Below are 23,032 nucleotides of genomic sequence, written 5' to 3'. Positions count from 1 at the left end.
GCTGCCGTGGTCATTGGGATACCTTCCGCTGGGTTGCCTTCAGGAAGACGAAGGAGAGGATGAAGGTGGCGATCGCGAGGACAACCGAGAATGCAGCGGCGAGGTTGTAGTTGGGGATCGACGCCGTGGTGTAGACCGCGAGGTTCGGTGTGTAGGTGCTGCTGATCGCCGAGCTGAAGCTGCGCAGGGTTTGGGGTTCGGCGAGGAGTTGGAGGGTGCCGATGATGGAGAACACCCCGGTGAGGATGATCGCGGGAGTCACCAGCGGGATCTTGATCCGCCAGGCGATCTGGGCGTTGGAAGCGCCGTCAAGCCGTGCCGCCTCGTAAATTTCCGTGGGGATGGCAAGCAGTGACGCGTAGATGATGAGCATGTTGTAGCCCACGTACACCCAGGTGACGATGTTCGCGATGGACCACAGGACCAGGGATCCGTCGAGGAAGTTGATTTCCGAGGTGACCGCGCTGAACGGTGAGAGCGAGGGGGAGTACAGAAACCCCCACATGATGGCGGCAATAACACCCGGTACCGCGTACGGAGCGAAGAATGCCAGCCGGAAGAACTTCTTTCCCTTGAGCAGCGGCGAATCGAGCAGCAGTGCAAACAGCAGCGCCATGCCCAACATGATCGGCACCTGTACGACGCCGAAGAGCAGTACCCTGCCGACGGAGGCCCAGAACGCCTGGTCCTGGAAGACGAGAGCGTACTGGCTGAATCCGCCGAAGACCTGCTGCGGTGCCCCGAACGTTCCCTCCCGCTCGACTACCAGGAGCGACTGGACGATCGCGAAGATGATCGGTGCCGCGTAGAAGAGGATGAAGAGCACGGCGAACGGCGCCACGAACACGGCAACTGCTTTGCGCGTGCTGCGCCGTTTGTTCGAAACAAGCCGGGAATTTTTGTTGCCCGGCGGGTTGGTGCCCGGCGGGTTCTGGGCCTGGTCCAGGGTAGCCATCAGGAGGCCTCCTTGCCTGTTGATACGGTGCTGCCTGTTGAATGAGTGCGTACAACGCGGACGGTGCCCGCCGGAACAACGACGACGTCGGCAACTTCCGTGCCGAGCACCAGTTCAGTTCCGGTGACCCGGTGCTTGTAGTCGTGCGTGGTGTGGTTGATGACGAAGAGATAGTGTGCGTCCCCGGATACCCGCTCGACAGTTTCGACGCCGCGCGTCCCCGAGGCAGGGATCCCGGCCGAACGGGCGGCATCGCTGAGAACTTCCAGCAGGGTTTCCTTGCCGAGCGACGTGCCCAGGTACCAGGCGTCGCCGTTCCCGAAGGAATTGCGGGTGACCGCAGCTGTTCCTGCGAGGTGACCCTCGGTGATGGTGAGAACGGCTTCAGCGCCTGTGGTGCGGAGTGCTTCGCTCCACAGTGCCGCCGTCGTGCCGTTTGAGAGCTGCAGTTTCTGGCCGGCGGCCAGCGGGTGGAACTCCTCGACGCGGATGCCGAGCAGGTCGCGGAAGGCGCCGGGGTAACCGCCCGGGCGCACCCTCTCGTTTTCATCCACGATGCCGCTGAAGAAGGAGACGACGGCGGTGCCGCCGCTGCGGACGTAGTCGGTGATCCGGTCGGCGTCGTCGTCGGTGACGAGGTAGAGGGCAGGGACAAGCACCAGGTCATAACCGGTGAAGTCGCCGTCCGGCGGCAGGAAATCAGCGGTGATGCCGGCATCCCACAGCGCGCCGTAGAGTGCGTGCACCTGATCGAGGTAGCGGAGGTCGGCGGAAGGGTGGGAGTCCGAATCGCAGGCCCACCAGGCCTCCCAGCTGAAGATCACGGCTGCCCGCGCCGTGACAGTGCTGCCTGCGACTTCACGCAACCGGCCCAGCGTCTCGCCCAGCTCGGTGACCTCGCGCCAGATCTTCGAGTCCGTGCCCGCGTGGGGGAGCATGGCCGAGTGGAACTTCTCGCTGCCCTGCAGGGAGGCGCGCCACTGGAAGAAGCACAGGCCGTCCGCACCGCGGGCCAGGTGGGAAAGGGAGTTGCGCAGCAGCTCGCCGGGCGCCTTGGCGATATTCCGGGGCTGCCAGTTGACTGCGCTGGTGGCGTGTTCCATCAGGATCCAGGGCCGGTTCCGGGCCAGACCGCGGGTGAGGTCAGCGGCCAGGGCGATCTCCTGTACGGGGTCCTCGAGCCGGTGGTCCGGGTAATGGTCATTGGCGATGAAGTCCATCTCCGGCGCCCACTGCCAGTAGTTCTGGGTGCGGATGTGCGCGGTGACCATGAAGTTGGTGGTGACGGGCAGCGTGCTGTGTGCGCGGAGGGTATCTGCTTCGGCCCGGTAGTACGCGAGGAGTTCGTCGGAGCTGAAGCGGCGGAAGTCCAGGACCTGAGTGGGGTTGGGTGTGGCGTGCGGGGTGCGCGGTGGGAGGATTTGTTCCCAGGCCGAGTACCGCTGGCTCCAGAACGCCGTACCCCACGCAGTGTTCAGGGCGTCCAGTGTGAGGTAACGGTCCTGCAGCCAGCGCCGGAAGGATGCGGCGGACGTGTCGCAGTAGCACAGCGCATTGTGGCAGCCGAGCTCATTCGATACGTGCCAGAGGCGCACTGCGGGATGCGCGCCGTACCTCCGGGCAACTGCTTCAACCAGCGTGAGTGCAGAGGACCGGAAGACGGGGGAGCTGGGGCACCAGGCCTGGCGCCCGCCGGGCCAGCGGGTGGCGCCGTCAACCGTCACGGGAAGGATCCCGGGGTGCGCCGTGGTGAGCCATGGCGGCGGGGAAGCGGTGCCTGTTCCCAGGTTGACGCCGATGCCGTTCTCATGGAGGAGGTCCAGAATGGCGTCCAGCCGGTCGAAATGGAAGGTTTCGGCGTCGGGCTGGAGTTCCGCCCAGCCGAAGATGTTGACTGCCACCAGGTTGACCCCGGCCTCGCGCATCAGCCGCATGTCTTCGGCCCACGTGGCCTCGTCCCACTGTTCCGGGTTGTAGTCGCAGCCGAACACCAGACCGCCGTCGGGGGCGAGTCGGGTGATCGGCGAGGTGTTGGGCGGCACGGAGTTCCTTGACTGTTCGCTGTTGCTTCTGTGAACGTTCCCAGAAAGTGCGAGGCGCGATGTTCTGCTCAATCTGGGAACGTTCACAGAGTAGTCTGCGTCACACCGACGTGTCAACGTTTTAATTCGGATCCACCGCTTCGACAGCTCCGTTACAGTATCGGTATGGACTCCACTCGCGTTCGCCGCCGGCGGGCAACAATCAATGATGTTGCCTCCGCGGCGGGCCTGTCCCGGGGGACGGTCTCGCGTGTGGTCAACGGGGAGAAGTACGTCTCGCCCGAGGCGAAGATGGCCGTGGAGTCGGCTATCGCGCAGGTCGGTTACGTGCGGAACTCGGCGGCCCGGAACCTCGTGCGGCAGGAGTCCCGGGCTATCGGCCTCATCATCCACGAGCCGCACTCCCTGTTGTTCGAGGATCCCAACATCGGATCGATCCTCCTCGGCGCCAACTCGGTGCTTTCCGCCGCGGACTACCAGCTGGTCTCCCTGATCATCGACACCGCACGGGACAGCCAGCGGGTAGCGGACTACCTGCGCGGCGGGCTTGTGGACGGCGCCGTCATCATTTCTGCGCGAACCTCCGATCCCATTGCGACGGCGGTGCGGAACCTGAAGATTCCGGCTGCCTTTGTCGGACATCCGCCGGGCACGCCGGACATTCCATATGTAGGGATCGATAACGTGGCAGCCGCCCGGACAATTGTGCGGCGGTTGTTGGACACCGGCAGGACGCGGGTGGGCATGATTGCGTGTGCGCTGGACCGCGATTCCGGCCAGGACCGGCTTGAGGGTTTCCGGACAGCGCTGGGGCCGGCATTCGACCCGGATCTTGTTCTTGAGTTTCCGCTCTACACCTATGCTGCCGGCGCTGACGGCATGGCCGAACTCATGCGCAGGCGCCCGGATATCGACGGCGTTTTTGCCGCCTCTGACGCGGTGGCCGCAGGTGCCATGGCCACCCTGCAGGAGCAGGGCAGGCGGGTGCCGGACGACGTCGGGATAGTTGGCTTTGATGACAGCAGTTGGGCACTGCGCTGCAAGCCCCAACTGTCCACGGTCAAGCAGCCGGCGGACCTGCTGGGGCGCGCGGCCGCAGAGCTTGTCCTCGCCCAGATCGAGGGCAACGAGGCTGAGGTGCGGATGCTCAACACCTCTGTGGTGTGGCGGGAGTCCGCCTGAGGGGCACCCGCACCTACCTCAGTGGCCGCCGCCAAGCTTGCCTGCCATGCGCTCGCGCATCAGCACGCTGGCATCGTTGAGGCCGATGATGTCGACCTCCTTGCCGTGGTGATGGTATTTCTCCGTGATGGCGTCAAGGACGGCAATCGTTGACGCGTCCCAGAGGTGGGAAGCGTGCATGTCGATGATGACCTTCCGCGGATCGTGTGCGTACTCGAACTGCATGTACAGGTCGTTGGAGGAGGCGAAGAACAGCTCCCCGTCCACTACGTAAGTTGCGACTTCCTCGCCGTTCAGTTCCAGGACCGTTCGCTCCACAGTGACGAAGTGGGCCACCCGGCGCGCAAAGAGCACCATCGCGGTCAGCACGCCGACGCCGACGCCGATCGCGAGATTGTGGGTGGCAACGGTTGCAACCACGGTCACCACCATGACCAGCGTCTCGCTCTTCGGCATCATTTTCAGGGTGGACGGCTTGATGCTGTGCCAGTCGAAGGTTGCGATCGACACGAAGATCATGACCGCCACCAGTGCCGCCATCGGGATGATCGCCACAATGTCGCCCAGGGCCACCACCAGGATGAGTAGGAAGACTCCTGCGAGGAAGGTGGAAATCCGGGTGCGCGCACCGGATGCCTTCACGTTGATCATGGTCTGGCCGATCATCGCGCAGCCGCCCATGCCGCCGAAGAAGCCCGTGACCATATTGGCTGCGCCCTGGCCCCAGCTTTCCCGCGTCTTACTCGAGCGGGTGTCGGTGATGTCATCCACCAGCTTCGCGGTCATCAGTGATTCCAGGAGCCCCACGAGAGCCAAGGCCAGTGCGTACGGGAAAATGATCCGCAGTGTCTCGAGGTTCAGCGGAATGTTGGGAATGAAGAGGGACGGCAGGCTGTCGGGAAGCTCACCCTTGTCGCCAACGGTTGGTACGACGACGGCCGCCAACACTGTGATGAGAGTCAAGACAACAATGGCCACCAGAGGAGCGGGAACGGCAGTAGTGAATCGGGGCAGCCCGAATACAATGAGCAGGCCGAGGGCGGCCAGCGGGTACACGAGCCACGGAACACCGAGAAGCTCCGGCACCTGGGACATGAAGATCAGGATGGCAAGAGCATTGACGAAGCCCACCATGACCTGTCGCGGAATGAACCGCATCAGTTTTGCGACGCCCAGCACGGCCAGCAACACCTGGATCAAGCCGCCGAGGATGACCGCGGCAATGAAGTAGTCCACGCCATGGCTTGCCACCAACGGAGCGATGACCAGCGCCACTGCGCCGGTTGCCGCCGAAATCATCGCCGGTCGACCGCCCAGGAAGGCAATTGTCACGGCCATCGTGAAGGATGCGAACAACCCAAGCCGCGGGTCAACGCCGGCGATGATTGAGAAGGCAATAGCCTCGGGTATCAGCGCCATGGCGACAACCAGCCCGGCCAGGACTTCCGTCTTCAGGAGTCGCGGCGACTTCAGGGTCAGCAGGACTGACTGCCGCTGTTCGGGCGTCAGGGTAGGCTTCGAGCCGAGCGTTGTGGCCAATTGGGCTCCGTTTCACAGGTTGGGAAGGCGCGCCGGCCTTCATGCAGGTTTGACTTCATGCAGGTTTGAAGTGCGCAGCGCTGCACAGGGAAAGTTCCGACCGGGGCGATGGGAGGCCGGGCCTGACCTCAACTCTACTGTGGACTATTCGGCAGTACGGCGGAACGGGACTGCCGCCGCCCACCAGTACAGGGAGGGTGGTTGAAGGGCAAGCCCGTGCGTCGTACGGTCCGTTGAGTCAGGCTAGTCCGTTAAAGAGCACAATCCGGGCTCTTCAGAGGAGACTTCCCTCCGGGCCCGGATTGAACTCGTGTTGCTGGTGAACTACCGGCGGACGCTGCGGTTGCGGCGGCCCGAAAGTGACTCAGCGACGCCGATCAGCAGAACCGCCGCGATCACTGCCAGGATGAAGCCGAGAATGTTCAGCTCAAAGATTCCACCGGTGTGGAAAAAGCTCGCTATCAAACCGCCGATGACGGAGCCGGCAAGTCCCAGCAGCAGGGTCGCGAGCAGTCCGAGGTTCTGCTTACCCGGTTTGATGAGCCGAGCGAGTGCCCCGATAATCAATCCGGCAATGATGAAACCAATCATGATGCCTCCTATAGGTGAGTGTTTCCTCCGAGAACCCTAAGCCTGCTTTCTAGTGAGGGCAACTCGCTGCTTCCCTTGACCGTCGTCGCCCAATCGCAGAGAAACTGCCCGGAGGTGCAGGGTCGCCGGTTCGAACCGGCGACCCTGCATTCGAGGGCAGTTTGTGTGCGAGGCGGAACGCCCTACCGCTAACGGGCGGCCGGTCCCGTGCTTCCGCGGCGCCTGAGCTCAGGCTGGAACGTGGTGTGCGAGGGCTCATCTCCGCCGTCCCCCAGGAGCCGGCGCATCTCGTGCCACGCCTGCTCGCCGATGTCATTGATCGGCACCGCCGCAGTGGTGAGCGGGGGCGTGGTGTAGTTCGCGAACGGGATGTCATCGAACCCGGTGATCGAGATCTCCCCGGGGACGTCGATTCCGCGTTCATGCAGGCCGCTCAAGAGCCCCATGGCAACGAGGTCATTGAAGGCCAGCACGCCGGTCGCCCCGGTTTCAAGAACGTTGTCCACCGAGCCGTGCCCGGCCTCGAAGCTCGACCCTCCGGAGAGGACCGTCAGCTGGATTTCCGGGTTGTCCACACGGAACTTCTCCAGCCCCTGCAGGCGTGCCTGGTTGGACGCGCTCCGCTCAGGCCCTTCCAGGAACGCAAGAGTGGTATGGCTGAGCTCCACGAGGTGCGCGGCCAGATCCTGCACGCCCTGCCCGTAGTCGACCACGAGGCTGGGAGTCTCAGTATCCGCCGTCGAGCGGTTGACCAGAACCAGCGGGCGCAGCGACGGAAGGAGCGCCTCCAGTTCTGCCTCGTTCATGCGTGGTGCACAGAGTACGACACCGTCACACCGCCGTCGTGCTTCGCCTGCCAGAATCGATTCCTCGCTGGACACTTCGGAGGAGTCCGCGATGAGCACGCGGTAGCCATCCTGGGCGGCGGCGCGGCTTACTCCGCGGAGCATCCCCTGGAAGGTGGGGTTGGCCAGATCCGGCACGACGACGCCGATGGTGTCGGTCTTGCCCAGCGCCAGGCTCCGCCCCACCGCGTTGGGCTGGTAGTTCAGTTCCGCGGCGGCGCTCCGGACCCGGGCCGCTATGTCCGGGTCCACGGAGAAGTTCCCGTTCATGACGCGCGAGACCGAGGCCAGCGAGACTCCTGCACGCTGCGCGACGTCCGTGATGCCTACCCTGCGGTTGGCTGTTTTCCTGGCCATAGGTTCCTCATCCGGGCTGGAGATCGGCGTACCGGCAACGAATGGTTGACGGGTACGCCGGTGTGTTGATAGAAAGCATATAACCTAATTCAGAAAACGTTTTCTCACAGTTTTCACGGACAGTTACTTCTCACAGTCACGGTGTCGCATCTTCCGCTGATGCAGGTACCCGAAGGAGCCCCATGAGCACCGCCCCCCATACGCTTCCTGCCGAGCAGCAGGCCAATTCGACGTCGGAGCAACGCAAACGCACCCGTCTGGTGCTCGTGGGCACCGGCTCGCGGGCGGAAATGTATGTACGCGCTGCGCTCGGCGATCATGCGTCCTCAGCCGAGCTCGTGGCAATCAGCGACACCAACCCCGGACGGGTGGAGTATTACCTCGATCTCGCCGAGGAACTCTCGGCGGAGACAGACGTCGCGCAGTTCCGCCCGGAGGAGCTGACGCAGTTCATCCGGAACAACGGCATCGACCGCGTCATCGTGACCACACCTGACTACACGCATGCCGATTATATTGTCGAGGCGCTGGAAGCGGGAGCGGATGTCGTCGTCGAAAAGCCGCTCACCATCAATGCCGAGGGCTGCCGCCGGATCTGCGAGGCGATCGAGCGTACCGGCCGCGGCGTCGTCGTGACCTTCAACTACCGGTATTCGCCGCGCAACAGCGCGCTGAAGGAAATTATTCAGAGCGGCGCGATCGGCACCGTGACGTCCATCGACTTCAGCTGGATGCTGGACACCGTCCACGGCGCTGACTACTTCCGACGCTGGCACCGGCAGAAGGAGAACTCCGGCGGGTTGCTGATCCACAAGGCGTCCCATCACTTCGACCTCGTGAACTGGTGGATCGACGACGTCCCTGAGCGCGTTTTCGCCAGCGGTGGGCTGCGCTTCTACGGGGACAGCAACGCTGTTGGGCGCGGGCTGACGGACCGGCCCGAGCGCGGAACCTCAGACTCGGCCGCGGGGGATCCGTTCGCCCTCGACCTGCGCGAGGACGAGAAGCTGAACAACCTCTACTACGCCAACGAACACCACGACGGCTATCAGCGTGACCAGGACGTCTTCGCCCCCGGAATCACCATTGAGGACAACCTTGCCCTGGTGGTGGACTACGCCTCCGGAGCGACCCTCAGCTACTCGCTGAATGCGCACAGCCCCTGGGAGGGTTACCGGGTTGCCGTGAACGGAACGCTGGGCCGCGTTGAACTCGAGGTCGTGGAGCGGGCCGCAGTTTCCGGCAGCACGGATCAAGAGAACGTCGTCGATCCCAGTGCCACACCGGTGCAGGAAGACGACGCCGTCCGGATCAACGGCGAACGCCTCATCCTGCAGCGCCACTGGGAACCCGCCGTCGAAGTGTCGATTGTGAACGGAGAGGGCGGCCACGGCGGCGGTGATGCGCTGCTGCTCATGGACCTCTTCGAGGGCCCCGGCGAGGACCCGCTGGGCAGACCGTCAGGCTATCTGGACGGTCTGCGCGCCGTCGCTGTCGGTATTGCGGGCAACGCCTCACTCGAATCCTCGCTGCCCGTATGCATCAGCGAACTCGGCCTCGGAGCGGACCTCACAGCTGACTGTGCCGCCGACCGCGCGTCCAAGGCCGCGGTGCGCCGTGGCTGAGCGGGCACAGACTACCGTCCTGGTCACGGGAGGCTCCGGCAGGCTGGGCCGAAGTGTGGTGACCGGCCTCGCTGAGGCAGGCTACGACGTCGTCTCCGTGGACCGCGCGCCGGTTCCGGACGGCGTGTTCCCCACTCAGATCCGCCAGGAAGCGGCTGACCTGTTGGCTCCCGGCGTTGCGCGTAGCGTGCTGGAAAACCACCGGGCCGACGCCGTGATCCACCTTGCCGCGATCGCCGTGCCCTTCAGTGCGCCGGAGGACGTGATCCTGCAGACCAACAGCCAACTCGCCTTCCAGGTGATGGACGCAGCGACCACCCTCGGCGTCGGCAGGATCATCACCGCGTCAAGCCCCACGGTCCTTGGCTACGGCGCACCCGCCGGTTGGATGCCGGAGGCCTTCCCGCTGAATGAGCAGACAACACCGAAGCCCTGGAACGCGTACGCGCTCTCCAAGCTGCTCGCCGAGCAAACCATGCGCATGTTCGCGGCCGCGCAGGGCGAGCGGATCCGGTACGCCGCATTCCGGCCCTGCTACGTTATCTCGCCGGAGGAATGGGCCGGTGCGCCGACGCAGCAGGGGAACACCGTCGTCGAACGCCTGGATGATCCCGCGCTGTCCGCGCCGGCCATTTTCAACTACGTGGACGCACGGGATGTTGCGGATTTCCTTGATGTGCTGCTGCAGTCCATGGATAGAATCCCGAACGCTGAGACCTTCTTCGTGGGCGCAGCCGATGCACTGGCGCGCGAGCCGCTGTCCGAGCTCATCCCGCGCTACCTCCCCGCGGTGGGTGCGCTCGCCGGGAACCTGCACGGAACCAGCCCGGCCTTCTCGATCGACAAGGCGCGCAAGCTGCTCGGCTGGGAGCCGAAACGTAGCTGGCGTACGGAACTCGTTCCATCGGAGCTCGCTACACCGGAGCTCGCAGCCGCAAGCCAGGAAGCACGGTGAGTCATGCAGTTCAAAGAGGCCATTCCTGCCGCCGGCCGTGAACTCGTGGGCGCATGAAGGTCAAGATCACCGGCCTGTCCTCGCGAGTGGTCACGGCGCCGCTTCGGCGTGCCTGGGGAGCGGACGTGCCGGAAAACCACTTCATCGCGACGACGGTGACCACTGACGACGGCGGTGTGGGACACGGCTTTTCGTGGACGCCCACCATCGGGCCGCAGGCAGTGCTCGCGTTGCTCGAACATGACATCGCCACCTTTGTGGAGGGCCTATCTGCCCGTGCGGAGGAGGTGTGGGACGCACTCTGGGTCCGGCTCCATGAGGCAGGCGGGGGAGGGCTGACCACCATCGCGATGGCCGGCGTCGACCTTGCGCTGTGGGATCTGGCAGGGAAGCAGGCCGGGTGTTCCGTACCTGACCTGCTGGGCCGCCGTCGGGAAACCGTACCGGTGTATGGATCGGGAGTGAACCTGCACTACACGCTTGAGGAGCTCGTTGAGCAGTCCCAGCGGTGGGTCACGGAAGGCCGGCAGGCGGTCAAGGTGAAGGTGGGTAAGCCGGACCTGCGCGAGGATGCGGAACGGATCGCCGCAGTCCGCGAGGTCATCGGCCCCGACCGCGCACTGATAATCGACGCGAACCAGCGGTGGGACCTGCCCACAACCCTGCGGGCGCTTGAACGGCTGGCGGAGTACGGCCTGCACTGGCTCGAAGAACCGATCCGCGCAGACGACCTCTCTGCCTACCGGCGGCTGCGGCGCTCCTCGCCGGTGCCTATCGCACTGGGTGAAAACGTGCACACCATCTACCGGTTCCGGGACTTTATCGAAGCGGACGCCGTCGACATCATCCAACCCAACATCATCCGCGTCGGTGGAATCACTCCGTTCCGGCGGATCGTCGAGCTTGCCCGGGCCAACAGCATCGCAGTGGCTCCGCACCTGCTTCCGGAGCTTTCCGGGCAGCTTGCCTCCACTCTCGCAGAGACGGCCTGGGTGGAATCGGTCGACGGCGCCACCATGACTGAGCTGGGTGTCCTCGCCGGTCCGTCGCCGGTCAGCATCACGGAATCCGGGCTTACGGTGACCGGCCAGCCGGGGCTGGGCCTGGAGATCGTACCTAACTCACGGGGCTTTGTGGAGTGCGCGGCCGGCTGACGCGAGGAGCAGATCCACGAGTGCTATCAGCTCCTCCAGTGCCGCTGCCGGGTCCTCGTCCGGGAGGCTTCCCCGCCGCGGGGGCTCACCCTTCTCGATACCAGCGACGACGTCGACGGCCAGCTTCCAGCGAAGTGCAACCGCGGCGTCGAACCCCAGGCGGATGTTCTTGAACGTGACAGTGGGTGCTTCTGCCCTGAGGGCTGTGGAGTAGGTGTCCAGAGCCTCTTCAACCAGCGGCATCACCACGCTCGCGAGGGCATCGCCACGGCGGACCGAGGAGAAAAGCAACGAAGCCAGGTCTGCTCCCACGGGGCCGGGACCGATGGATTCCCAGTCGATCAGAACGGTCCGGCCGCGCGAGTGGAAGACGTTCGCGCCTCCAGCGTCGTGGTGGCAAAGGGTATGCGGAAGCGATTCCAGAATCCCGCGGTAACGGGCTTGGTTGAGGACCAGCTGCTCGGCGGCAGCCAGCCGGTCACCGAGATGGGCGGCTGCGCGTGGGGCCCGGCGACGCAGTGTGGCCAGGCCCTGCTCAATGGCCTCAGGCTGGCTATGGCGGTCAATCCACCCAGAGAAGTACCAGGGTTCTGGGAGCCGGCGCCCGGCCCACAGCCCACCCATACCGCCCAGATCATGCGCTGCGGCGAGGACAGTCTCCGCGTCCAGCGGCCTTGCACCCTCATGGCGGATTTCCTCAAGCCAGAGGGTCATCCCTCCTTCCGCATCACGCAATTTCCCGTGCATCCGTGGTGTGCCGATGCCGGGAGCTATTCCAGCCAGCACTCCGGAGGCGTATGCGTTGACCTCACGCCGTCCGTTGTCAAGAAGGTACGCGGAGGCCAGGGCCGGCCCCGCGGTGCGCTTCTCGATCATGGACCATGCAACGCGTTCACCCCCAACGAGCGCGTGTCCCTGGATTCGGCTCACCGTCCGGTGGGCGAGGAAGGCGTCGTAATCCAGCGGGATCCGCTCGACGTCAGCCAGAGCAGTAACGGGGCCACCCACGGCGTCGGTAACGGCTGCTTTCAGCTCGTAGAGCGCATCGTTCACGGTCACACACTAGCGTCCGGTCCGGGGAATAAGCCCGAGGATGTATGCATTTGCATGTACAACGTCGACCGCCGGGGCCGACCGGAACCTTCCGGAGGATCACCATGACAGCTCACACCACGGGCCTGCACCACGTCACCGCCATTGCGGGTGACCCGCAGGCCAACATTGACTTCTATATCCGCGGACTCGGACTTCGGCTCGTGAAGAAGACGGTCAACTTCGATGACCCGTCCACCTATCACCTCTACTACGGCGACGACGCCGGCCGACCGGGCTCGCTGATGACCTTTTTTCCGTGGGGCCAGGTGGCGCCCGGGCGGATCGGTTCCGGGCAATCCACCACCACCGCCTTCTCGGTACCTGAGGGAAGCCTAGGCTGGTGGCAGAACCACTTCCGCCACCTCGGCGTGGAGTCCTCCATCTCGCGGACGTCCGCGGATGAGGAAAGGCTTTCGTTGCGTGATCCCGACGGGCTCCAGCTTGACCTCGTGGCCTCCTCGACCTCCGATCCACGCAACCCCTGGGACTCGTCCTTTGTCCCCGCCGAGCACGCCGTCCGCGGACAGCACTCCTCCGTGCTGACGGTTACGGACCCCGAGCACACCCTGCGCGTCCTCACCGAAGACCTCGGGCTGCGAATCTCCGACGAGGCTCCCGGACGCACCCGTCTGCAAGCAGGCGTCGGCGGCCCGGGCAACATTGTCGACGTTCTTGCCGATCCTGCCGGGCCCTACGGACTCGTGGCGGGCGGAACCGTGCACCACATCGCCTTCCGGGTTCCGGATAAAGCCACGCAGGAGCTGTGGCGGCAGGATCTCGTTGAGCGTGGGTTCGCCGTGACAGCGATTCTCGACCGTCAGTACTTCACCTCGATCTATTTCCGGGAGCCTGGCGGAGTGCTTTTCGAAATTGCAACGGACACTCCGGGCTTCAACGTCGATGAGCCGCTCCTGGAACTCGGGCGCTCACTGAAGCTGCCGCCGTGGCTCGAGCCCTCGCGCGAGGACATCGAAGCCTCGGTGGCGCGTATCGAGGTTCCGGAAGACAACAACACGCTTGCCGAAGGCGAGGCCAGTGACGCGGCTACGGTCCCGTCCGGGCAGCCCGGAGGCGTCGCCTGATGACCACACCGCAGCTCACCGACTGGCCGCACCTCTACCGCGAGGGTGATTCCGGGCGCCCACTCCTCCTGATGCTGCACGGCACCGGCTCACACGAAGAGGACATTGCGGCCCTCGCGGCGCAGCTGGATCCGGCCGCAGCGGTGCTTGCGCCACGCGGCAGGGTGCAGGAGAACGGCATGCTGCGCTGGTTCGCCCGGCGCGCGGAGGGAGTGTTCGACGTCGACGACGTCATCCTCCGTGCCGGTGAACTGGCCGGTTTCATCGCTGAGGCACGGGAACACTATGACGTCGGCAACCGGGAGATCATCGCCGTCGGCTTTTCCAATGGCGCCAACATCGCGCTGGCAACGGCGATGCTGCACCCGGAAGCGCTGAACCGCGTGGTTGCGTTCTCGGGCATGTACCCGTTCGGTGAGCGGAGCACGGAGGTTTCCCTCTCCGGCAGCCGGTTCATCGTGCTGAACGGGCGGTCAGACCCGATGGCGCCGCTGAGCAGCGTTACCACGCTGATGTCCGAGCTGGAACGGCAGGGCGCCGATGTCGAACAGGTTCTTCGGGAGGGCGGTCACGGTATCGATCGCGCAGACCTGGAAGCGGCGGTTGACTGGCTGGGCCGCCGCTGACCTCCAGGAACTGCATCGAATATCAGTTCCCTAGATCTCGAGGGTCATTGGCCGCTGCAGGCCGTTCACCTCGACCGTCGGCCAGCGCTCGTCGACGCTGAGCACCCGGATCCCTTCGGCAGTGAGCAGCACGGTGTCTTCGATCTTCACTCCGGGGCCGGACGGGTTCCAGGTGAACGCCTGATTGGGCACCACCTTGTCATCCGTCGACGCCGTAACCCGCGGATCCCTGCCCGCATAGCCGGCGGGGCCGCCCTGATGGTGCAGCCGCCACTGATCCGGCCCGAAGCCGTGAGCGGCATAGGAACTGTGGATGACCTCGAAGATTCCGTCCAACCGCGCACCCGGCACGGTTGCCGCGAAAATGTCAGCCTCCACGGCAGCAATGCGTGCTTCGGCGTCGCGCTCGGCGGCCGTTGACCCGTCAAACCGGACCCAACGCGTGACGTTCGCAACCATTCCCCGACGCCGCGCGCACACGACCGCCATCGCCCGCCGACCCAATGGCGACGACGTCGGCAGCGGGTGCCGGAAAGCCGACCGCTCACGGCCGTTGCAGAGCAGGACCAGTGGCTCAGCGCCCATTGCGATGACCCGCGCGCCCAGCTCAGCGGCGATGCCCCGTTCCGGTGTATGCGGCCTGGCAGCGGAGAGCACATCAGTCAGCGCACCCGCGACCTCCCTGTTCAATTCTGCGTACTGCTCCACTTCCGCGGGAAGCAGCGACTGCCTCGCGTCGCGCAGCTTCCGCCGCACGCTCGCCTCATCCAGCGGCCGCGACGGGGACAGCCGGCTCATCACCTCGTGCATGGATCCGTGCCAGGGAACCGGATGAACGACGACGTCGGCCGGCAGCTCCTCGCGGATCAGCCGGTCCGCTTCGTTATTGAACGTGACCAGGTGGTCCCGTTCGCGGTCAACGAGCAGCATGGCGATGGGATCCCCCGCGAGGCTGATGTGCAGACGGCTCCCGCTCAGATACCACGTCATCGCCGTGTTGGTGGTCAACAGCAAGGAGTCATGGCCTGTGCGGTCAAGGATCTCAAGAACCCGGCCGCGCTTGATGGCGCGCTCGTCGCCGGAGTCGTCGACACGCGCGGCAGTTGGCGCGGCAGTTGGAGCAGGGAGCGTCTCAAGGCCGGGGGCTGAAGTGGTGGTCATGGGTGCCTTTCTTCGGCCGCGAGGGTGCTCACGGCGTCAGGAGTCAGAGCGCCGTCGGCAATGAGGATGGTGACGGAGCGGGCCAGGGGAGCCTCGCGCGTGGTGGTGACCGGCCGGTCCCAGGCGAGGGCAAGCCCCACCCCGGGGTAACCCTCGGCCCTCACGAACCAGGGGTCGATGGCGTTGTCGTTGGGCAGGAAAAGGAGCGTCGCCGGCCGGCCCTCGAAGGTGCCACTCCAGTTCCTGCAGCTCGACGCCGTCGAACACTTGAGCGCGGCGCACCGTGACGGGCGGTGCGGGGATGGGTGCGGGTACGCCGAGGGCTTGGGCAAGACTGGCGCTCGCGGTGTTGTGTCCCTCGTGTCTACCGAGTTGCCGCAGAGCTGCGGGCCAGTCCTCGAAGCCGGCGATCGGGCTCGGGGGTGGCGTCATCGACGGTCCGCGGAGCATGAGGTGGGCCGGGCCCCGAACCGGGCGGCAGGGTTTCCTGCGACCATCATTGACCGTCTGCCAAGAATGAGCCGGGCCAGTCCTCAAGGGGGATTCGCCGGATCCGGCGCACCTCGCCGAGAGTTCCCCATTCGTCCCGGCCGAGGCGGGACAACGGTTCGAGTAGATCCACGCGGGGGTGATCGCCGTCGAGCACCTGTTCGGAGACGGCTGCGTGGACCACCTCACCCAGGATCAGGGTGCAGTTCCCCACGGGAATGAGACTGTGCAGACGGCACTCCAGCGCAACGGGAGATTCGTATACGCGCGGTGTGCTGATCAGGGTGCTCGCCTCGCGTTGCAAGCCAGCGGCGTCGAACTCGCTCACCTCCGGCTCGAACGCGGTGCCCGTTGCGTTGACGCGCTCGAACAGGTTCTCCGGCGTGAAGTTCACGGTGAATTCGCCGCTTGCACGGATGTTTCGCAGGCTGTCCTTCTCGCCGACAGAAGTGAACTGGATGATCGGCGGGTCTGTTGACGCGACGGTGAAGAAGGAATGCGGTGCGAGGTTATCGACACCGTTCGCCGACCGCGACGCCACCCATGCTATGGGCCGCGGCACAACCGTCGCTGTCAAGAGTTTGTAGAACGCGGCGGCTGAGTGCTGGTCGCGATAGAAGTCCCTGCGCATGTACCGAGCCTAAGGTGCGGCGGTGCAGCATCCCACTGGATTGCGGGTTTCACTGGGAATGTCCAGACACTCCCAGTGAAACCCGTTCTTGAGTGGGACGCTTGGCATCAAGCACGCGAGGGAAGGCTTGCAAGCAGTTCATCAAGGCGCTCATAGCCCTCGGTCATGCCGCCTTCCATGCCGGACTGCGCCATGCCGTCCCGGGCCTCCTGGGAGGGATAAACGGAATGGCCGAGGAGCTTGCAACGCCCGCCGCCCAGGTCCTCAAAGGTCAGGAACTCAATGCTGACGACGTCGGGGTAGCCGAGAAACTCGAAGGTCTGGATAGCGAACTCGTTGTCCCGCACGGTGTGGAACACGCCGCTGAAGTCATAGCGCTCACCGTCCGGGCTGACATGGGTGTAGCGGTAGCTGCCGCCGGTGCGGAAATCATAGTGGTCGATCTCCGCCTTCATTCCGCGAGGCCCGAGCCAGTTCGCGATCATCGCGGGATCCCGGTGGGCTTCGAAGACGGCTTCGACCGGGAAATCGAACTCCCGCTCGACGTCAATGTACGGAACGCCTTCCGGCACGGAAAGCTTCAGTGGATTGCTCATGGTTGGTCCTTGGGTGAACGGCCATCTCTGGCCTGAGATCCGAGTAGATCATCGAGTGCGCGGAACTGGCTCTCACGGGTAAGCCTGTATTGGTCAATCCACGCGGTGAGCGACTCCAGCCGTGCGGGGTTCAGGTGCACGGGGCGACGCTGGGCATCACGCGAGCGGGTTACCAGTTCAGCCTGTTCAAGGACCTGAATGTGCCTGGAGACTGCCTGCTTGGTGATGTTGAACGGTGCAGCCAACTCGTTTACGGTTGCCGGGCCCCGGCTGAGATGAGCGATGATGCTGCGGCGCGCCGGGTCGGCCAGAGCCATAAAGGCCCGATCCAGACGATCAGCGTCCACGTCCATGGTCAACTATTTCCTTTATCAACAAATTGGTTGAATAAAACGGTAGACCTGCCGCGTCATGGAGTCAAGGATCGTTCCCGGCACCGGGGCGGACGCAGGGGCCTTACCTCGTGAGCAGTGTCTCAAGATCCAGTGGTGCTGACCCGGTGAGCTCCTGCACCGCCGTCGTCGTCCGTTCCAGCTGACCGGAGGCAATCGCCGTGTAAGTGCTGACCCACGCGTCCAGCTGCCAGTCCGGCACGCCGTAGGGGGCGCGCGAGGCATAGGCTTCCTCGACCGTCTCCTCCTCGTAGCGGGTTGGGCGGCCGGTCACCCGCGTGATGATTGCGGCAACCTCGCTGAGCGAGAGAGCCTCGGGGCCGGTGAGATCCCACGTCCGCCCTACGTGCGCCCCCGGATTTTCAAGCACGACGACGGCGGCACGCGCCACGTCTGTCCGTGCCACTGCTGCCACCCGGCCGTCGCCGGCAGGTCCGCGCAGTACGCCTTCGTTCCCAGCGAAGAGGGGCAAAACATCGAGGTAGAAGTTGTCGCGAAGGAATGTGTAGGCCATCCCGGAGTTGCGGATGTGCTCCTCCGTTGCCCAGTGGTCCCGGCCCAGCGTGAAGGTTGCGTCCGGCGCGGCGGCAAGGAAGGAGGTGTAGACGATGTGCTGAATACCGGCTTCGGCGGCGGCATCGATGAAGGTACGGTGCTGATCCACGCGGTCCTGGGCTTCGGCGCCGGACACCATGAACAGCACCTCACTCCCGCGCAGCGCCTCAACCGCGGCCTCCCGCTCGGCGTAGCTGGCCTGGGCTATCTTCGCTCCCGGCAGATCGGGCGCCCGAGTTAGGTCCCGGACAATGAGTTTCTGTTCATATCCTGCGCTGGACAGGAGACGGGCTACTTCGCCGCCGACGTGTCCGGTTGAGCCGGTAACTGCGAGTCGTGGAGTCATGTTGGGTGAAGCGCGCGATCAAGCTCCAATATTCCGAATTCACCCTGACTTTCCCGCAGCGAAACATGGACGACGAAGGGACGTCGTCCGTCATCCCTACCGTGGAGCGGTGTCCAGACTCTATGTCGCAATCGGTGATTCCTTCACGGAGGGAGTGGGGGACTGGGACTCCCGCTATCCCAACGGCGTCCGTGGCTGGGCGGACCGCGTGGCCAAACAGTTGAGCAAAAAGGACTCGAGCTGGCGTTACGCCAATCTCGCGATCAGGAGCAAGCGGCTTCGACAGATCGTCGACGAACAACTGCAGCCTGCGCTCGACCTCCACCCCACCGTTGTCAGTGTGTACGCCGGCGGAAACGACATCCTCGAACTGCGCGCCAGCATCACCCCGCTCATGGAGATCTACGAGGAAATGGTGTCCCGCATCGCAACCGCCGGCGCCCGGCCGCTCCTTTTCACCGGCTTTGACGTGCGGCTCCACCCGGTCCTCGAACCGATGCGACGCCGAAACTGGACCTACAACGACCACGTCCGCCGGATCGCCGAAACGTACGGCGCACTGCTTGTGGATTACTGGTGCTTCGATGAGTATCACGACCCGCGTTTCTGGGACATTGACCGGCTCCACATGTCACCGGCAGGCCACAGGAACATGGCCGCCCACGTACTGCGCGAGCTCGGCATCGACCACACGCTCACGTCCAAGCCCCTGCGTCCCCGGCAGCGGCTGACCATGACCGAGCTGCTCCGCCGGGAATCGGTGTGGTGGGGCGAGTGGGTGATCCCGATGTTCGGACGGCGCCTGCGCAACGTGACCCTCGGAGATGACCTTGAACCGCGTTGGCCGGTGCCCATCCGTCCGGCAGACGGGCTGAAGCGGCTGGCAGCTGAACATGCCGCACGCCGTGCGTGCAGAGACTAGCACGACGTGCTTTGGCCTCTTTTCCGTACACTGGATTGATCATGACTTTCATCAACAAGTACCGCACCCCGATTGTCTGGCTCGTCGTTATCGCCATGGTGGCCTCCATCGGAGCCGGCTTCTTCGTCACCATTTTCTAGAGCTACTTTCGCTGCACTCACCACAGGCGGCCGGCACCCGGAACCTGAATCCGCAGCCACCGGTATCCGTAGGCGGGAAGTTCCACCGTGAGCGTCTCGCCCGGCTGGATTTCCGCGCGGGTGTCCTCGAGCAGGTCCGTGAGGATGCCGCCGCCGCTCGGCACATCGCCGTCGTTCAGTTTCACCGATACTTCGGCGGGCTCGGCCGCAAAGTTGTGGAAGATGAACAGGGAGTTCTCCTCCCAATCACAACGGTGGGCCAGCACAGCGGGGTTGGGGGTGTCGATCAGCGAAAAGGTTCCCCAGCCCAGCTCAGGGCATTCCCGGTAGCGGCGGATCAGGATGCCCATGAAGCTGAGCAGGGAAGACGGATCCCGCCTTGCGGCCACCACGTTGACTTGGCCGGGCCCAAAATCGCCTTCCACGAGAGGTGCCACCAGCTTGTCCGGCGGCGCGGAGGAGAAGCCTGCGCTGTCCTCATCTGTCCATTGCATCGGGGTGCGTACTGCCAGCCGGCCCTCGGCTGCCAGGTTCTCGCCCATCCCGATCTCCTCGCCGTAGAAGAGCACCGGCGTCCCGGGTAGGGAAAACAGCAGCGAATACACCATGCGGATACGCTGCGGATCCCCGCCCAGCATGGGAGGGAGCCGCCGCTTGAGGCCGCGGCCGTACACCTGCATGTTCTTCTCAGGTCCGAAGGCGTCGAAAACTTCCTGCCGTTCGGAGTCCAGCAGCTTGTCCAGGGTCAGCTCGTCGTGGTTCCGGACAAATGTGGCCCACTGGCTGTCGGGATCGATCGAGGGCCGGTCCGCGAGAGTACGTGCCAGCGCGCGCGCATCGCCCCGGGCCAAGGACAGGTACATCTGCTGCATGGTCACGAAGTCGAACTGCATGTTGAGCTCATCAGCGGCATCCCCGAAGAACTCAACCTGCTGCTCATAGGGCAGATTGACCTCACCGAGAAGCACCGCGTCACCGGTGCGCCGGGAGAGGAACCGGCGGAGGTTGCGCAGGTAGTCGTGCGGATCCCCGGCCTGATGATCAATGCCCTTCGTCTCGAGGAAGAACGGCACAGCGTCCACGCGGAATCCCGAAAGGCCGAGTTCCAGCCAGAAGCCCATTGCCTTGGCGATCTCGTCGCGGACGATGGGATTCGAAACATTGAGGTCTGGCTGGTGCGAATAGAAGCGGTGCAGATACCACTCACCCGTCTTCCGGTCCTTGCTCCAGATGGAGTTCTCCTTGTCCGGAAACACCACCTCGCTGGAGGTATCCGGCGGCGGGTCTGATCGCCAGACATAGAAGTCGCGGTAGGGGTTGTCCTTCGAGGATCGGGCCTGTGTGAACCAGGGATGCTGGTCTGAGGTGTGATTGACCACCAGATCCGCAATGACGCGCATCCCGCGGTCCTTGGCAGTACGGATGAACTCCACCAGATCGCCGAGGGAGCCCAGCCGCCCATCTACGCCGTAGAAGTCCACGATGTCGTACCCATCATCACGCTGCGGCGAAGGATAGAACGGCATCAGCCAGATGCACGTAATGCCGAGTTCGGCGAGATAATCCAACCGCTGGGCAGCCCCGGCGAAGTCACCCACGCCGTCGCCGTCGGAATCACAGAACGTCTCGATGTCCAGGCAATAGATGACCGCGTTCTTCCACCAGAGGTCCGAGGTGTCCGTGACGCGCATCAGCGGACCTCGGGCAGGACATGCTCGGCAAAGGCCTCGATGAACGGCTTCTGTTCCGTCCCCACGTAATGCAGGTACAGCTCATCGAAGCCGAGATCAACGAACTCGCGTAACCGTTGGGCGTGGACGGCGAGGTCAGCTGAGATTTGTACGGTGCTTCGAAGCTGCTCCTCGGTGACTTCCCGGGTTGCCTCCTCGAAGTCGGACGGGCGGGCGAGATCCCACGTAGTGGGTGGGGTCAGGGAGTTTGATCCCCATTGGACGCGCGCCACCTCGAGAGCTTCATCCTCGGTAGGTGCCCAGGAGAGGTGTACCTGAAGGATGAGTTTGCCCTGGCCGCCGTTGCTCCGGTAAGCAGTGATCATTTCCGTCAGCTTCTCGTGCGGCTGGTTCACGGTCACCAGTCCGTCAGCCCAACCGGCGCTCCGCGCCGCGGTTTCGACACTCACGGCCGGGGCTATCAAGGGTGGTTTGACCTCCGGCGCATCCCAGAGCCGCGCCTGTTCTGCGGTGACCAGGCCGCGGTGGGTAACCTCCTCGCCGTCGTGCATTCGGCGGATGATGTCTATGCACTCCTCCAGGCGCTGCTGTCGGATCTCTTTGGCGGGCCAGGAATCGCCCGTGATGTGTTCGTTCAGATTCTCCCCGCTGCCCAGCGCTGCCCAGAAACGGCCGGGAAACATGCTCGCCAGCGTGCCGCTTGCCTGCGCGATTATGGCGGGGTGGTAGCGCTGGCCGGGGGCAGTGACGACGCCGAAGCGCAGGTTGGTGGTGGCAAGCGCGGCTCCCAGCCATGACCAGGCAAAACCTGAGTGACCCTGGACCGCGGACCACGGCTCAAAGTGGTCGGAGCACATAGCGGCGTCGAAACCAGCCTGCGCAGCGAACTGCACATCGGCGAGGAGCTGTGCGGGGGCTATCTGTTCGTGTGAGGCGTGAAATCCGATGAGGGGCATGCGCGGACCTTTCCAATGGCGGCTCTTGAACGGGTGAACCGGTCCGTCCTAGTGTGATCAGTAGGCTTAGCAATATGTGTCGAGCCTAGCTGTACTGCAGAGAGCCCCTCAAGGGTGCTGCCCAAACTTCCATATGTACCAGGAGGAAAGCATGAGCGATCAGTACACCTTCCAGAACCCTGTGACCCGGTTTCCCCGAGATCTCTCCGCCCAAGCAGGACCAGCCGGAGCCTGGGCTCGACCAGCAGCTTGAACCACAAAGCGACCGCGGGGAGGAGTCGTACCGCGGCACCGGCCGTTTGGAAGGCAGGAAGGCGTTGATCACGGGAGCGGATTCCGGGATCGGCGCCGCCGTGGCTATCGCCTTCGCTCGGGAAGGCGCCGACGTCGCGCTCTCCTACCTCCCGGAGGAAGAGGCGGACGCCGACGAGATTGTGCGCCTGATTGAAGAGTGCGGCCGCACGGCGGTAAAGCTGCCCGGCGACATCAAGGACGGCGAGTTCTGCAAGGAACTGGTGACAAGCGCGGTGGAGGGCCTGGGCGGCCTCGACATCCTCGTCAACAACGCGGGCAAGCAGATCGCGGTGGAGCGGCTTGAGGACATCGACGACGAGCAGCTTGACCACACGTTCAAGACGAACATCTACTCGTTCTTCCGCATCACCCGGGAAGCGCTGAAGCACCTGCCGGCCGGGTCGAGCATCATCAACACCACGTCGATCCAGGCCTACAACCCGTCGCCCACCCTCCTCGACTACGCCAGCACCAAAGCTGCAATCAACAACTTCACCAAGGGCCTCGCCCAGCAGTTGGCGCCGCGCGGCATCCGCGTGAACGCCGTCGCGCCCGGTCCTTTCTGGACACCGCTGCAGGTCTCGGATGGGCAGCCGAAGGATGCTCTGCCCGAGTTCGGAAAGTCCACCCCGCTGGGACGTGCCGGCCAGCCCACCGAGCTCGCGCCCGCGTATGTCTTCCTTGCGTCGCCCGAGTCGAGTTACGTGCTTGGCGAAACCCTGAACGTCAACGGTGGGAGCCCGACGCCGTAACCCGGCTTGTGCGCGCCGCTGTGGGGCCGCTCTGTAGCATCGGGAGAAGAGAGCATCCG

The 23,032-nt window shown here is 64.5% G+C and carries 21 protein-coding genes and 1 pseudogene; 8 read left to right on the top strand and 14 right to left on the bottom strand.

Annotated features, from left to right (window positions below; translation table 11 throughout):
• Positions 1-10 precede the first annotated feature (10 nt).
• Together ACZ2GY_RS15380 and ACZ2GY_RS15375 are read right to left on the bottom strand one after the other, a co-directional pair.
• Positions 11-955, bottom strand: coding sequence for a carbohydrate ABC transporter permease (locus ACZ2GY_RS15380; RefSeq protein WP_471672364.1), 945 nt, complete (start codon positions 953-955; stop codon positions 11-13).
• Positions 955-2,997, bottom strand: coding sequence for a beta-galactosidase (locus ACZ2GY_RS15375; protein WP_471672363.1), 2,043 nt, complete (start codon positions 2,995-2,997; stop codon positions 955-957). The genes ACZ2GY_RS15380 and ACZ2GY_RS15375 overlap by 1 nt, the downstream gene beginning before the upstream one ends.
• Before the next feature lie 165 nt (positions 2,998-3,162).
• On the opposite strand from ACZ2GY_RS15375, the gene ACZ2GY_RS15370 reads away from it, so the two are divergent.
• Positions 3,163-4,179: a LacI family DNA-binding transcriptional regulator gene (locus tag ACZ2GY_RS15370; protein ID WP_471672362.1), complete on the top strand. Its 1,017-nt coding sequence runs from the start codon at positions 3,163-3,165 to the stop codon at positions 4,177-4,179.
• An 18-nt stretch (positions 4,180-4,197) separates the two neighbouring features.
• Here ACZ2GY_RS15370 and ACZ2GY_RS15365 read toward each other — a convergent pair whose 3' ends face one another.
• The 3 genes from ACZ2GY_RS15365 to ACZ2GY_RS15355 form a co-directional block, all read right to left on the bottom strand.
• A complete protein-coding gene (locus tag ACZ2GY_RS15365) occupies positions 4,198-5,688 on the bottom strand; it encodes a SulP family inorganic anion transporter (protein ID WP_277359303.1) in 1,491 nt (496 codons plus the stop codon).
• A 354-nt stretch (positions 5,689-6,042) separates the two neighbouring features.
• Entirely contained in the window at positions 6,043-6,309 is a 267-nt protein-coding gene (locus ACZ2GY_RS15360) for a GlsB/YeaQ/YmgE family stress response membrane protein (RefSeq protein ID WP_056545113.1), read from the bottom strand.
• Between the two features lie 188 nt (positions 6,310-6,497).
• Positions 6,498-7,511: a LacI family DNA-binding transcriptional regulator gene (locus tag ACZ2GY_RS15355; RefSeq protein WP_471672361.1), complete on the bottom strand. Its 1,014-nt coding sequence runs from the start codon at positions 7,509-7,511 to the stop codon at positions 6,498-6,500.
• 182 nt (positions 7,512-7,693) lie between these two features.
• Here ACZ2GY_RS15355 and ACZ2GY_RS15350 point away from each other — a divergent pair, with 182 nt between their 5' ends.
• Genes ACZ2GY_RS15350 through ACZ2GY_RS15340 form a run of 3 tightly spaced genes read left to right on the top strand, consistent with a single transcriptional unit; the run spans position 7,694 to position 11,245 of the window.
• Complete coding sequence (locus tag ACZ2GY_RS15350; protein WP_471672360.1) at positions 7,694-9,136, top strand: Gfo/Idh/MocA family protein; 1,443 nt, start codon at positions 7,694-7,696, stop codon at positions 9,134-9,136.
• Positions 9,129-10,091, top strand: coding sequence for an NAD-dependent epimerase/dehydratase family protein (locus ACZ2GY_RS15345; protein ID WP_471672359.1), 963 nt, complete (start codon positions 9,129-9,131; stop codon positions 10,089-10,091). The genes ACZ2GY_RS15350 and ACZ2GY_RS15345 overlap by 8 nt, the downstream gene beginning before the upstream one ends.
• Before the next feature lie 53 nt (positions 10,092-10,144).
• Entirely contained in the window at positions 10,145-11,245 is a 1,101-nt protein-coding gene (locus ACZ2GY_RS15340; RefSeq protein ID WP_471672358.1) for a mandelate racemase/muconate lactonizing enzyme family protein, read from the top strand.
• Here the strand turns inward: ACZ2GY_RS15340 and ACZ2GY_RS15335 are convergent.
• Positions 11,213-12,298, bottom strand: a complete 1,086-nt coding sequence (locus ACZ2GY_RS15335) for a phosphotransferase family protein (RefSeq protein WP_471672357.1) — start codon at positions 12,296-12,298, stop codon at positions 11,213-11,215. The two genes, ACZ2GY_RS15340 and ACZ2GY_RS15335, sit on opposite strands and share 33 nt — an antisense overlap.
• 104 nt (positions 12,299-12,402) lie before the next feature.
• Here ACZ2GY_RS15335 and ACZ2GY_RS15330 point away from each other — a divergent pair, with 104 nt between their 5' ends.
• Entirely contained in the window at positions 12,403-13,422 is a 1,020-nt protein-coding gene (locus ACZ2GY_RS15330) for a ring-cleaving dioxygenase (protein ID WP_346027615.1), read from the top strand.
• Positions 13,422-14,048: an alpha/beta hydrolase gene (locus ACZ2GY_RS15325; protein WP_277359287.1), complete on the top strand. Its 627-nt coding sequence runs from the start codon at positions 13,422-13,424 to the stop codon at positions 14,046-14,048. The genes ACZ2GY_RS15330 and ACZ2GY_RS15325 overlap by 1 nt, the downstream gene beginning before the upstream one ends.
• A 30-nt stretch (positions 14,049-14,078) precedes the next feature.
• Here ACZ2GY_RS15325 and ACZ2GY_RS15320 read toward each other — a convergent pair whose 3' ends face one another.
• The 6 genes from ACZ2GY_RS15320 to ACZ2GY_RS15295 form a co-directional block, all read right to left on the bottom strand.
• Positions 14,079-15,209 carry a M24 family metallopeptidase gene (locus tag ACZ2GY_RS15320; protein ID WP_471672356.1) on the bottom strand — a complete coding sequence of 377 codons (1,131 nt, stop codon included), beginning with the start codon at positions 15,207-15,209 and terminating at the stop codon, positions 14,079-14,081.
• Entirely contained in the window at positions 15,206-15,541 is a 336-nt protein-coding gene (locus ACZ2GY_RS15315) for a DUF6807 family protein (RefSeq protein WP_471672355.1), read from the bottom strand. Before ACZ2GY_RS15315 ends, ACZ2GY_RS15320 begins: the two co-directional genes overlap by 4 nt.
• Positions 15,542-15,705: 164 nt before the next feature.
• Positions 15,706-16,329, bottom strand: a complete 624-nt coding sequence (locus ACZ2GY_RS15310; RefSeq protein ID WP_471672354.1) for a flavin reductase family protein — start codon at positions 16,327-16,329, stop codon at positions 15,706-15,708.
• Positions 16,330-16,436: 107 nt separating this feature from the next.
• On the bottom strand, positions 16,437-16,925 hold the full coding sequence (locus tag ACZ2GY_RS15305) for an SRPBCC family protein (protein WP_471672353.1): 489 nt from the start codon (positions 16,923-16,925) through the stop codon (positions 16,437-16,439).
• A complete protein-coding gene (locus ACZ2GY_RS15300; RefSeq protein ID WP_471672352.1) occupies positions 16,922-17,278 on the bottom strand; it encodes an ArsR/SmtB family transcription factor in 357 nt (118 codons plus the stop codon). Before ACZ2GY_RS15300 ends, ACZ2GY_RS15305 begins: the two co-directional genes overlap by 4 nt.
• A 103-nt stretch (positions 17,279-17,381) precedes the next feature.
• Positions 17,382-18,218, bottom strand: a complete 837-nt coding sequence (locus tag ACZ2GY_RS15295) for an SDR family oxidoreductase (RefSeq protein ID WP_471672351.1) — start codon at positions 18,216-18,218, stop codon at positions 17,382-17,384.
• Positions 18,219-18,327: 109 nt separating this feature from the next.
• Between ACZ2GY_RS15295 and ACZ2GY_RS15290 the strand changes: the two genes are divergently transcribed.
• Complete coding sequence (locus ACZ2GY_RS15290) at positions 18,328-19,140, top strand: SGNH/GDSL hydrolase family protein (protein ID WP_471672350.1); 813 nt, start codon at positions 18,328-18,330, stop codon at positions 19,138-19,140.
• Between the two features lie 157 nt (positions 19,141-19,297).
• Here the strand turns inward: ACZ2GY_RS15290 and ACZ2GY_RS15285 are convergent, their stop codons facing one another.
• Complete coding sequence (locus ACZ2GY_RS15285) at positions 19,298-20,971, bottom strand: alpha-amylase family protein (protein WP_346027605.1); 1,674 nt, start codon at positions 20,969-20,971, stop codon at positions 19,298-19,300.
• A complete protein-coding gene (locus tag ACZ2GY_RS15280; protein ID WP_471672349.1) occupies positions 20,971-21,927 on the bottom strand; it encodes a TIGR03885 family FMN-dependent LLM class oxidoreductase in 957 nt (318 codons plus the stop codon). The genes ACZ2GY_RS15285 and ACZ2GY_RS15280 overlap by 1 nt, the downstream gene beginning before the upstream one ends.
• Before the next feature lie 151 nt (positions 21,928-22,078).
• Between ACZ2GY_RS15280 and ACZ2GY_RS15275 the strand changes: the two are divergent.
• A pseudogene (locus ACZ2GY_RS15275) lies at positions 22,079-22,973 on the top strand (SDR family oxidoreductase).
• Positions 22,974-23,032: the final 59 nt, after the last annotated feature.

Source organism: Arthrobacter sp. KKT183 (assembly GCF_055657625.1).
This window is presented reverse-complemented; position numbering and strand designations above follow the sequence as displayed.

Bases quoted from the DNA above. Each gene is read 5' to 3' on its own strand.
- ACZ2GY_RS15325 (WP_277359287.1), top strand. From the start codon at position 13,422: ATGACCACACCGCAGCTCACCGACTGGCCGCACCTCTACCGCGAGGGT.
- ACZ2GY_RS15360 (WP_056545113.1), bottom strand. From the start codon at position 6,309: ATGATTGGTTTCATCATTGCCGGATTGATTATCGGGGCACTCGCTCGG.
- ACZ2GY_RS15300 (WP_471672352.1), bottom strand. From the start codon at position 17,278: ATGGACGTGGACGCTGATCGTCTGGATCGGGCCTTTATGGCTCTGGCC.
- ACZ2GY_RS15280 (WP_471672349.1), bottom strand. From the start codon at position 21,927: ATGCCCCTCATCGGATTTCACGCCTCACACGAACAGATAGCCCCCGCA.
- ACZ2GY_RS15380 (WP_471672364.1), bottom strand. From the start codon at position 955: ATGGCTACCCTGGACCAGGCCCAGAACCCGCCGGGCACCAACCCGCCG.
- ACZ2GY_RS15330 (WP_346027615.1), top strand. From the start codon at position 12,403: ATGACAGCTCACACCACGGGCCTGCACCACGTCACCGCCATTGCGGGT.
- ACZ2GY_RS15285 (WP_346027605.1), bottom strand. From the start codon at position 20,971: ATGCGCGTCACGGACACCTCGGACCTCTGGTGGAAGAACGCGGTCATC.
- ACZ2GY_RS15370 (WP_471672362.1), top strand. From the start codon at position 3,163: ATGGACTCCACTCGCGTTCGCCGCCGGCGGGCAACAATCAATGATGTT.
- ACZ2GY_RS15340 (WP_471672358.1), top strand. From the start codon at position 10,145: ATGAAGGTCAAGATCACCGGCCTGTCCTCGCGAGTGGTCACGGCGCCG.
- ACZ2GY_RS15350 (WP_471672360.1), top strand. From the start codon at position 7,694: ATGAGCACCGCCCCCCATACGCTTCCTGCCGAGCAGCAGGCCAATTCG.
- ACZ2GY_RS15320 (WP_471672356.1), bottom strand. From the start codon at position 15,209: ATGACCACCACTTCAGCCCCCGGCCTTGAGACGCTCCCTGCTCCAACT.
- ACZ2GY_RS15355 (WP_471672361.1), bottom strand. From the start codon at position 7,511: ATGGCCAGGAAAACAGCCAACCGCAGGGTAGGCATCACGGACGTCGCG.
- ACZ2GY_RS15310 (WP_471672354.1), bottom strand. From the start codon at position 16,329: ATGCGCAGGGACTTCTATCGCGACCAGCACTCAGCCGCCGCGTTCTAC.
- ACZ2GY_RS15295 (WP_471672351.1), bottom strand. From the start codon at position 18,218: ATGACTCCACGACTCGCAGTTACCGGCTCAACCGGACACGTCGGCGGC.
- ACZ2GY_RS15305 (WP_471672353.1), bottom strand. From the start codon at position 16,925: ATGAGCAATCCACTGAAGCTTTCCGTGCCGGAAGGCGTTCCGTACATT.